This window comes from Chitinophaga filiformis (genome assembly GCF_900102545.1).
In the GTDB taxonomy this organism is placed as follows: domain Bacteria; phylum Bacteroidota; class Bacteroidia; order Chitinophagales; family Chitinophagaceae; genus Chitinophaga; species Chitinophaga filiformis.
Window position 1 is genome coordinate 46,735 of sequence record NZ_FNBN01000007.1, and the last position, 10,291, is coordinate 57,025.

The following is a 10,291-nucleotide window of genomic DNA, read 5'->3' on the forward strand; positions in this document are numbered from 1 at the left end:
ACGTTCCGGGTATAAAAAAAGGGGCTTAATGCCAGTCATGGTCGGAAGAAATTCCGACCTTTTTTTATGTTTTGAAAAACAGGCTGGGATCTCCTCCACACTGTACACCGATTAGAGCAATTGCCAGATCCCTCACTTCCATTGAAAACCGTCTTTAGCGGTTTTGTAACCTAAGTTATTTGCCTTTTTGTAGATCAATACCATCATTGCAACTATCAAGGTCATGTATAACATTACCTGTATGCCATTTTGGTTCAATGAAACAAGGTGACTTACATTGAGTTCTTGTTTTAAAAATCGAAAGAACACCTCTATATCCCATCGTCGTCTATATGCCTGAGCAATGTCTTTTGCGGATAGTTGAAAATCATTAGTTAAAAACCAAAAGATTTTGTCTTCATCTGTTTTGCTTTTTACAACAACAAGACGGAAATGGGTATCTACCAGCATTTCTTTGTAGTGTTCCTTCCCACGCTTGTTATTAATTAAAATGCCTGTGTATAATTGAACTTTACAATCTTTAAGCAAATTGGATTCGCCTAGATCTAAGTCCTGATTTTCAGTAATAAATGACTCTAGTTCAACAAACTTTCTATTTTCCTTAGCTCTGCAAATAAAGGCCACATCATCCGCAGTAAAGGATTTCATTGTTCTGGTTGATTGCAAACCCCTATCCAATACATAAATATTGTTGTGGTTAGTTTCTTTTTTCACATGTTCCAATACTACTTCCGGTAACGCAATATCTTCACTTGAATAAGCAGCAGAGGTAAAGACATTGGAATGACAAGGTAGAATACCATCAAAGGCAATACTATACTTAACCGCCTTTTTACCACTTTGGTTATCTATTCCTTCCATGAGCTTACCAACAGTTTCACTAATCATTGAACTGTCTACACGAATCAAGTTATATTTTTCTCTTTCTGTTGAGGAATATATTTCAGAAAACTGATCATAAATACATTCGTATATCTGCTTAAAATAGTCCGGATCTATTTTGGATAATCTATCTGAAATAGAGCTCCTACGCACTTTTTCATCTTCATCCAGGTTGAAAAGTATTTTGAACACAGCATCATTGAATGTGTCTTCCAATGTTCTCTGGCTAAGTTTTTCATTTTCCAAAATACCGTACATCAATAAGTAAAACATCTTCTTTCCATGAAGGACTTTTGCGTAATAATCGACTTTAGTTGTTACAGATAAATTCGCGATAAGAGCTTCGGGGATAAACCCCAACAGGATGTTTTATGTTGATTTTATGGTCTTTAAACATGGGCATATCTTATTGATTATCAAATATTAAGATAAGCAATTAAAATGATAAAAACAATATAATTATTTGATTTTCAATTAATTAAGGGGCAATATTAGTCCCTAAAATAAAAAAGTCGGAAGAAATAATCTTCCGACCATGACTGGGATGTGTATCCCCCTTTTTCTTTTATAGCAATTATTATGTATAAATAATTATGTTTGTACGCGCAGGCCCATTTAACAAAGATATCTATGAAAACATTAGAAGAAGTAAAATCACTTTTTGAACATAAAAGTTATGATGTCAGAAGTGATTTCATTAACGAGTATGACTTCAAAGATGATCATTTTGAATATTACCGGCAGTTTATAGTGGCAGCCACCAATATCAGAGATCATTTGTACCTGTCTGATCTGATGGATCTCGCAGGCATGCTGCGTATCTATGACAAAGAGCTAAGAGACCGGTATTACAGCTATCTGTTTACCAAACAACATTCTATCGTTAAACTGGCTGCGCTGGATTATTTTAAATATTGTTCCAAAGAACTGCTACCAGTTACTTACGAGCAGGATCTTGTTTCATTATTGCAGAGGCGCGCCTCAGACATCCTAAAGAATCAGACACAGTGTAACCTTGTGCTTATAAACACAAAGAAAAAAGAAGAATATCTCCTGCAATTACTCGAAATGCTTACACGTACAAATGATTGGAGAAGTATTTACAGAGTATTAATGAATCTGAAATATTGCGAATTTGATAGTAAGGATAAGTTGATTGTCTATGATCACATAACTGAATTAACTCGTAAAAAAGACTTTGGGAAAGGTGTAGAGGGATTGCTAAAGGAAATGGGGACTGAGATCCGAAACAATGAATTATGATAATACCTTGGAAGAATAGCATACTGTTTGCAACACTAATACTCTTTTCCTCTTTTAGTTCGCCGGGAAAAGATAAAAGATGCGATTCCTGTACGTACGAAGGGCGCATTACAAGAGTGAAATTCGATGAACGATATGGGAAATACGTCTCCATTAGATTCGCGCCCTGTGATATTGTTCCCTGGATCGAGAAAGCACATTGTGAAACAGTTGATAACTGTTTCTATTTAAAAGGCTGGATACATCAATTATCTAATCCTCAAGCCACGGATCTCAAAATATTAAAGGCTGTCAAAGACAAAGATGGCGGATATACAGTAACAGATACCTTAGGAAAGGTTGGCAATGATTGGCAGTTCTCATTCAAAGTGTGCAATAGAAAATATAATGACTTCCTTTTTATTGAACTCCACGATGGCATATATTTGAACTATGAAATGCGGGGTTTTAAAGCTTCTGGTGACAGTACAGCCAAATCTATCATGGGAATGGAGATGCCTGCAGAATGGTTGAAATTAAATAATACATACAAAAAATTGGAGACACATAATATTGTACAATAGTGTAGAACTAATGAGTGCCGTAATATTCATCTAAGAAGAACATACATGCCCTATGCATGTGTCTCCTATCTGAACTCAAAAACTGTATGCCGATCCGGCGAATTATTCACAGTGCTTCTGAATGCCAAAGTATCCTTCTTTAGGATCAATATATCCGCATACTCAAACACAGTATCTAAAGATATCAGGTGCAAAGTTGATATCTGTAATCTGCCATCACTACCAACTTTCCAGGCACGCAGAAAATTTAAACAATCTCTTTGGTCGTCTACCGAATTTGCATCGGCAAATGCGCCATCTGAGACAGGATAAGGGTGATTCCTGAATCTTATAAAGTAGCACTGGGCGCCATTGATATGTGTGACCACAGGAGGTTTACCGGTTTCCTCAACTGTTACTGTCATTACAACCCAGGTACCCATTAGTTTGCTTTCTGTTTCATTAAGTGGTAAAGTTGGTCTTTTCTCTTTGCTACAGTTGGTATACATCACCATTACCAGCAAAGCACTGATAAAAAAAGATCTGATTTTCATAAAAACAATGTTTAATGAAAAACAACTTTTTTAGCATCCGCACGTATGTTTAAGCTGGCAGTTATTATAGTTACGTAAGTTACTGCAAATAACTGATCTATAGCAATAGCCAGCCCGGCTTTGTAATACGTGAGACAGTGTCTCACATATTATTAAATGATTAAAGGGCATAGCGCCAACCAGGTACCATGCCCTCATTACCTCCATATTTTTTAAATCTATTTAAACTGTACCGAAGCCAGCATCATCTCGCCCTCATGCAGTTCCTGCGCTACATAATGCAAACTAAGCTCCCTGTCTGGCTTAATGCCCCTTCTCAACTTTCTCCAGATCAATATTTTGCTTCTTTTTAAACTCGTAGTTCATAAAGGAACCGTCGTCCGGTACGGTCATATGGAAGTCCTTCAGTTCTGCCACTTCTACTTTAAGATCATTGCCTGAGAAGCTCAGCATATGTCCGCCCTTTGAACGATCGTCTGACAGGAAATGGAAGTGATACCCCTCTATGCTGATACCGTTGATATAGGTCGGCAGCTTATACCCTACCAGTACGCCTTTTGTATTTTTTATATCGAAGAATTGCTGGGTATTCAGCAGGGTGGCCAGAGGAGCATAAGGTTGTTTCGGAGGAGGGAACGCCCTTGTTTTCAGCTGATTAAAGCTACCTGAGATCCTGATGGCGTACATGCCGTTCTTCTTTTTCAGATAGTTGTCGATCTGGTTAAAAGCAGCTGCCTGATCCTGGGTGCCATTGATCGTGAAGATAGTATCTGCCTTGAAAAACGTAACAAAGGCCAGGGAGGTCTTAAAACTGTCTGTTACCTGTATAGTTTTGCCGGTAGATTGTGTCTGGTAGCCTTTGCCATCGCAGATGGTCAGTTCTCCGTCCAGCTGGTCCGGGGCGCCCAGGCCGAAGTCCCCCTGTTCCTTTAGCTGACTCCAGGTATAATTGCCATCAAATACGCCTCCGATAAAAGCATCGGCAACACCGTATTGAAAAAGTATGTTATGCTTTGCGTGATTGCCAGCCTTTTTATGCCCGGGAAATTGCCTGGCTGTGATGGTATTCCCGTTTTCCTTATTGATCCGTTTCTGTGCCTGTAAGGAAGAGAATGTTCCCAACAGTATAAACATCAGTAATGATCCGGTCCTGCTGTAATTGAATGCTTGTGTCATGTCATTTATGATTGGATAATGGTAATTCAATAAAAAGTCGTCCCGCATGAACCGGGACGACCACTAAGCGGAAAGATCCCCCATCAGATCTTCTACTTAAACGTAGGCATTTAACATGACTATTTGTATGCAAATGTCTGTCAACTAATGCGATATTAAAATCCCCAAAAGTGGGGAACCTGATAGACAAACTCCAGATGACGGAACAAAGGTAATTAACCGGCTTTATCTAATGATAAAAAGTTAGCGCGGATTAGCTATATAGGATAAAAATTAAAGACAGATGTTACCTTAAACTTTTTATATCTTCGATATTCCTTCTAACCAGTATACCTCTCTGCAATTATACCCTGATTATTCACATCTGATATACGCGCCATGATTGACTGTACCGCGCGCGCAATCGACTATTCATGCAGGTCTTAACTTCAAAATACCCTTATTTATGAACAGGTTCATTTTCCCTCTTTTGGCAATAGTGCTTATTTCTGCAGCTGGTTGCCGCAAACAGGATAACGCATTACCCTGTATCTGTAAGTTGACAAATATCGATGATGGCGTGTCTGATTACAATGTCGCCTTTGAATATGATGCAAAGGGCCGGCTTGCCTACAGACGTGCTGCACATCAGAGCCGTTTAAGTCCGGATTACAAGTTCATATATGACGCGCATGGCCGCTTGTCGCAATTCATTACTAATGGAGGAACCTACAGTGTTGGTGATCGTTTCTGGGAGTGGCACTATCTGTATTATGATGCATACGGACGGATTGCGAAAGACACCTTCTATTATGAAGGCACAATAGGCGCTAATGGTCCTGTATTTGATCCGCAAATGCCTCCTGAATATTATACCTTAACTACGACCTATGAATATGATTCCCATAACAGGATGATACGCCGGACGGCAGGAGGATCTTCCATCACTTATGCGTACAATGCACAGGGTAATCTTGTAACAAATGTTTACGGAGATTCATTGCACTATGATAATAAAGTAAACTTCAATCGTACTGATCCAGTTCTGCAATTTATTAACCGCGACTATAGCGTAAATAATCCGATAGGCGCCAGTTCATATAATGCATATGGTCTTCCGCTGGAATATCCGTATAGTCATGGTGGTTCTACCATTATTATTGACTATATGGGCTTTTTCAATCCCGTATTTACTTACAGATGTAAATAACAAACCCATTATAATACCTGACAGGCATCGGCTACCGCCGATGCCTTTTTAATTCCTTCAGAGTCCGAAGGCGCCATCTAAACAGATACTATCAGGGACGTCCTTCCTTTTTGTCGCCTATAAAATTATTTTACCGCACAACAATGTTTAAAATCATTTAAAATACAGGGGTTGACCTTTCATCCTGATATTTTTAACTTCGCCATCCTGGATGCCCACGATTCATTCTAACGATAATATCAGGTAAAAAATATGGATACCCGCAGAGATTTTCTAAAAAAGGCAGCGCTATTGTCAGGAAGTGCTGCGCTGGCCAATGCGATGCCACCAGCAATACAGCGTGCACTAGCTATTAACCCGGAGCCGGGCAGTACCTTTTACGATGCTGAACATATTGTATTCCTCATGCAGGAAAACCGTTCCTTTGATCACCTGTTCGGCAGCCTGCAGGGTGTAAGGGGCTTTAACGATCCCCGGGCCATCCGGCTGAGCAACAGCAACAAAGTATGGCTGCAATCCAATAAGGAAGGTAAGACCTATGCACCCTTCCGGTTAAACGCCATGGATACGAAAGTGCCCTGGATGGGATCTACACCACATGGCTGGTCGGATCAGACAGATGCACGTAATGATGGCAAATACAACCGCTGGCTGGATGTGAAGAAGAACTCCAAATATGCAGATGTACCGCTGACCATGGGATATTGTGACCGCGCGGATTTTCCTTTTTATTACTCCCTGGCGGATGCTTTTACGGTCTGCGACCAGAACTTCTGCTCAAGCATTACCGGTACACATCCTAACCGTTATTACTGGATGACCGGTACTGTGCGCGAAAAGAATGAGCCGGCTGGCATAGCACATCTGTGGAATATTACCAACTATGCCAGGCCTGAACTGGCATGGAAAACATATCCGGAGCGCCTGGAAGAGAATGGCATTTCCTGGAAAGTATACCAGAATGAGGTGACTATAGGGTTTGGTCTGAACGGGGAAGAAAGTGACTGGCTGAGTAATTTCGGCTGTAACGTACTGGAATATTATAAGCAGTTCAACATAAGGCTGCATCCGGGTGGTATTGCCAATCTCGAGGTTAAAAAGGCTAATCTTATCAAAGAGATAGAACGCCTGGAAAAAGAGCCTGCATCAGGTACGGCCCCTCTCAGACTGGCTGCGGCAAAGAAAACGCTGGAGAAACTGGAAGAAGAAACGCGGCAGTATACGATAGCAGCCTATAATAATCTTCCGGAAGCGGAAAGGAAACTGAATGCCAAAGCTTTTACGGTGAACAATAATGATCCGCATTACCATGAGCTGACCAATATCAAATATAAGGAGGACGGTACGGACAGAGAACTGAAAGTGCCTAAGGGAGACATCCTTCACCAGTTCAGGGAAGATGTGAAGAATGGTACTCTGCCGACCGTATCCTGGCTGATGTCGCCTGCCAACTTCTCGGACCATCCCGGAGAGCCATGGTTTGGTCCCTGGTATGTGAATGAAGTAATGGAGATCCTGTTGCAGAATCCGGAGGTATGGAAGAAAACGATCTTTGTGCTTACCTATGATGAGAATGACGGTTTCTTTGACCATGTGGTGCCCTATGCTGTACCGAATCCTTATAAAGAGCATACCGGCAAAGTATCTTCCGGTATAGATCCCAGGATGGATTTCGTAACAAAAGAGCAGCAAACCAATCCTTCTGCCAATCCGGACAGGATCAGGGAAAGTTCTATCGGACTGGGGTACAGGGTTCCTATGATCATTGCTTCTCCATGGACGAGAGGCGGGTATGTTTGTTCAGAGTTGTTTGATCATACCTCTTCTTTACAATTCCTGGAGAATTTTATTGCGAAGAAGTTCAACAAACAGGTAAAGGAAGAGAATATCACGCAGTGGAGAAGAACGATCTGCGGAGATCTGACTTCGGCGTTCAGGCCATATAACGGAGAAAAGATTGAGCGTCCGCAGTTCCTGCAAAAACAGGCCTTCATTGAGAAGATCTATAGTACAAAGTTCAAACAGACACCTGATAATTTCAAGGCGCTGAGTGAATCAGAGATCGAGCAGATCAATAAAGATCATCTACGGTCGCCATACTTCCCTAAACAGGAAAAGGGTACACGTCAGGCGTGTGCTGCGCCTTATGAGCTCCTTGTAAATGGCCAGTTCGATAAGGAGAAGGACAGTTATAGCATCAGCTTTAATGCCGGTAATACTGCCTTTGGCGAACGTGCTGCCGGTGCTCCTTTTATGGTGTATGCGATGCAGCCTTACAAAGGAGAAGTGCTGCGTACATGGCAATATGCTGCGGCTCCGGGTGATACACTGGTTGATGAATGGACCCTGAATGATTTTGATAAGGGGCATTATCACCTGAGAGTATATGCGCCTAACGGCTTTTATCGGGAGTTTGCAGGTAACAGGAATAATCCGAAGCTGAAAATAGCAACGCTTTACGAGAAGGGCAAAAAGAATGCGGCGGAGCTGACTGGTAATATCATTGTCAGCATTACCAACTATGATACGCAGGCGCATACTGTTGAGATAAAGGATAACAGTTATAAGAACGGCGCAGTGAGGCGTACTGTAGCGCCACAGGAAACGGTGAATGTTGTGCTGAATTTAGCGAGAAGTTATCAGTGGTATGATTATACTGTCAGCGTGCCTGGAACGGATATGTTGGAAGGTTTTGCAGGGCATGTGGAGACGGGGAAGGTTAGTCAGACAGATCCGCTGATGGGAAATGTAGTGTAAATGCAGGAACTATAGGGATTGATGCCATTCTATGCTATGGTCTAAATGGTGAATATGCCCGGGCGGCGGTATATGACTATTCATGTGCTCTACATACTGTTGCTCATCATAGGCTAACTGTTGCTAAATGTTATTCTGAAAACCATTACGCTATAGCCAGGTTTTAGGGAATGAGCTGTTATATACATAACACGCACAGAATTTGAGTGTCCTGTATAGGACACTTATTTTTTGCATTTATGGAAAAGACGATGAAGGCTGCTGTTAAGAATGCAGCGGGCACATTTGACATAGCGAATGTGGATCTTCCGGAGTTACCTCATGACGATTGGGTACTTGCAAGGGTACGTGTAGCGGGTATTTGCGGCACCGACCTTCGCCACTGGAAGAAACATGATCCGAATCTTGAACACAAGGTCATGGGGCACGAGCTGGCGGGTGAAGTGGTGAAAGTTGGTAATGCAGTCAGCAATGTAAAAACCGGCGACCGGGTGGTGATAGAAACATTGCTGGGAGATGAGACCTGCGACTGGTGTAATGTGCAGCAGTATAATATCTGTCCGAACCTCTACCCGGTAAGAATGAAGACTGTATCACGGGCATTTGCTGAATATGTGATAGGTCCGGCTAAAAAGTTTTATAAGCTACCAGCGCATGTAAGCTTTGAGGAAGCTACCCTGCTGGACACCTTCTCTGTTTGCATACATGCCATACATTTAAGCGGCATTGGGCTAAATGATAAAATAGTGGTGATAGGCGCCGGTCCTATAGGGCTTGGACAATTACAGCTGGCGAAGATCAGCGGTGCAGATGTGATGGTAACTGATGTAGTAGACTCCTCTCTTGCCATTGCCAAAGAGCTGGGAGCTGATGTTGTGGTCAATACCAGCAAGGAAGATGCTCATGCGAAGTTGATGGAGTTTACCAACAACCAGGGCGCCGATATTACATTTGAGTGTGCCGGCGGCCCTTCAATGCCACAAACACTGCCCCAGGCTACTACCTTCACCCGCGTTGGCGGGAAGGTGATAGTAGTAGGCGGCTTCGAAACAGGAGAGCAGGCCATTCCTCTGAACTGGCAACATATGCAAAAGGCAGAGATACAGTTGGTACTCAGCGCCAGCTATGCTTTCCACCATATATATCCTGAGATGAAGATGTGTCTTGATCTGCTGGCAAAAGGGAAATTAAATGCCAGCAAGCTTGTTACACACCGCTTTAAAATTGATGATATCAATGAGGCTTTTGAAACGGCTCAGAACAAACAGCAGACCCATGCAGTTTTTGTGGCGCTTAGTCTCTGATGAGGTATTATAAAAAGAAAAACCCGGAGATAATAATCTCCGGGGAATATTTTATGCCATTTTAAAGATCTCTCGTCTCACGGTATACCCCTCATCAATCTTCCGGATGCTAAACTCACCAACATAACCAGATGGTTCTCCACGATAAATGAAATCAGCCCAGACATGGCTGTCGTTGATCCATTCCATTTCCGGCTTGATAGTCAGGTCTTTTAACCATGTTAAATCATTTAGCCATTCCTTTCCATCAAAAGATGAATCCTTAGGGATTTCATGAATCAGGTAATGGTCCTGCCAAACTACAAAAAGCGTATCTAACCAATCATCGTATGCACTACCAATCAATTCATTTGCTTCGTCTAATTTTCCGTTTTGTAAGAGTTGAAAATATTCAGTGATTAATGCTTCAGCCTCCTGTTTACCTGGTTCGTTGTTCCAAATTTTCATTTTTCTTGTTTGTAGATTATTTGTTAGGGGATATGTATCGAGTGTTCCGGGTCCTATTGATTATAAATATAGGGTCGTTGTTCACGGAACAAATATAATAATTAAAATAATATTTTTCATCCTGGCCGGGGGCTATCATTATGTTCCCGGGGTTGTCACCCCGCGCTACAAACACTG

Annotated in this window: 9 protein-coding genes; 5 read left to right on the forward strand and 4 right to left on the reverse strand. The window is 41.8% G+C overall.

What is annotated here, in order from left to right; translation table 11 throughout:
* Nucleotides 1–132: 132 nt before the first annotated feature.
* On the reverse strand, nucleotides 133–1,242 hold the full coding sequence (locus BLR32_RS24440; protein ID WP_218124247.1) for an IS4 family transposase: 1,110 nt from the start codon (nucleotides 1,240–1,242) through the stop codon (nucleotides 133–135).
* A 270-nt stretch (nucleotides 1,243–1,512) separates the two neighbouring features.
* On the opposite strand from BLR32_RS24440, the gene BLR32_RS24445 reads away from it, so the two are divergent.
* Both BLR32_RS24445 and BLR32_RS24450 read left to right on the forward strand, forming a co-directional pair.
* Nucleotides 1,513–2,145: a hypothetical protein gene (locus BLR32_RS24445; protein ID WP_089835527.1), complete on the forward strand. Its 633-nt coding sequence runs from the start codon at nucleotides 1,513–1,515 to the stop codon at nucleotides 2,143–2,145.
* On the forward strand, nucleotides 2,142–2,708 hold the full coding sequence (locus BLR32_RS24450) for a hypothetical protein (protein WP_143011567.1): 567 nt from the start codon (nucleotides 2,142–2,144) through the stop codon (nucleotides 2,706–2,708). Before BLR32_RS24445 ends, BLR32_RS24450 begins: the two co-directional genes overlap by 4 nt.
* Before the next feature lie 65 nt (nucleotides 2,709–2,773).
* On the opposite strand, the gene BLR32_RS24455 is transcribed toward BLR32_RS24450, so the two are convergent.
* Together BLR32_RS24455 and budA are read right to left on the reverse strand one after the other, a co-directional pair.
* Nucleotides 2,774–3,241, reverse strand: a complete 468-nt coding sequence (locus BLR32_RS24455) for a hypothetical protein (RefSeq protein ID WP_089835531.1) — start codon at nucleotides 3,239–3,241, stop codon at nucleotides 2,774–2,776.
* 303 nt (nucleotides 3,242–3,544) lie between these two features.
* Nucleotides 3,545–4,417 carry an acetolactate decarboxylase gene (gene budA / locus BLR32_RS24460; protein ID WP_176842423.1) on the reverse strand — a complete coding sequence of 291 codons (873 nt, stop codon included), beginning with the start codon at nucleotides 4,415–4,417 and terminating at the stop codon, nucleotides 3,545–3,547.
* 445 nt (nucleotides 4,418–4,862) lie between these two features.
* Between budA and BLR32_RS24465 the strand changes: the two genes are divergently transcribed.
* From BLR32_RS24465 to BLR32_RS24475, 3 genes are all read left to right on the forward strand, one after another.
* On the forward strand, nucleotides 4,863–5,606 hold the full coding sequence (locus BLR32_RS24465) for a hypothetical protein (protein ID WP_089835535.1): 744 nt from the start codon (nucleotides 4,863–4,865) through the stop codon (nucleotides 5,604–5,606).
* Between the two features lie 252 nt (nucleotides 5,607–5,858).
* Entirely contained in the window at nucleotides 5,859–8,363 is a 2,505-nt protein-coding gene (locus BLR32_RS24470; RefSeq protein WP_089835537.1) for a phosphocholine-specific phospholipase C, read from the forward strand.
* A 239-nt stretch (nucleotides 8,364–8,602) separates the two neighbouring features.
* The gene (locus tag BLR32_RS24475; RefSeq protein WP_089835538.1) at nucleotides 8,603–9,667 is read left to right on the forward strand and encodes a zinc-dependent alcohol dehydrogenase; all 1,065 of its coding nucleotides are present in this window, start codon (nucleotides 8,603–8,605) and stop codon (nucleotides 9,665–9,667) included.
* A 51-nt stretch (nucleotides 9,668–9,718) separates the two neighbouring features.
* Here the strand turns inward: BLR32_RS24475 and BLR32_RS24480 are convergent, their stop codons facing one another.
* Nucleotides 9,719–10,114, reverse strand: a complete 396-nt coding sequence (locus tag BLR32_RS24480) for a hypothetical protein (RefSeq protein WP_089835540.1) — start codon at nucleotides 10,112–10,114, stop codon at nucleotides 9,719–9,721.
* Between the last annotated feature and the right edge of the window lie 177 nt (nucleotides 10,115–10,291).

Bases quoted from the DNA above. Each gene is read 5' to 3' on its own strand.
- BLR32_RS24450 (WP_143011567.1), top strand. From the start codon at position 2,142: ATGATAATACCTTGGAAGAATAGCATACTGTTTGCAACACTAATACTC.
- BLR32_RS24480 (WP_089835540.1), bottom strand. From the start codon at position 10,114: ATGAAAATTTGGAACAACGAACCAGGTAAACAGGAGGCTGAAGCATTA.
- BLR32_RS24445 (WP_089835527.1), top strand. From the start codon at position 1,513: ATGAAAACATTAGAAGAAGTAAAATCACTTTTTGAACATAAAAGTTAT.
- BLR32_RS24465 (WP_089835535.1), top strand. From the start codon at position 4,863: ATGAACAGGTTCATTTTCCCTCTTTTGGCAATAGTGCTTATTTCTGCA.
- BLR32_RS24455 (WP_089835531.1), bottom strand. From the start codon at position 3,241: ATGAAAATCAGATCTTTTTTTATCAGTGCTTTGCTGGTAATGGTGATG.
- budA (WP_176842423.1), bottom strand. From the start codon at position 4,417: ATGACACAAGCATTCAATTACAGCAGGACCGGATCATTACTGATGTTT.
- BLR32_RS24470 (WP_089835537.1), top strand. From the start codon at position 5,859: ATGGATACCCGCAGAGATTTTCTAAAAAAGGCAGCGCTATTGTCAGGA.
- BLR32_RS24475 (WP_089835538.1), top strand. From the start codon at position 8,603: ATGGAAAAGACGATGAAGGCTGCTGTTAAGAATGCAGCGGGCACATTT.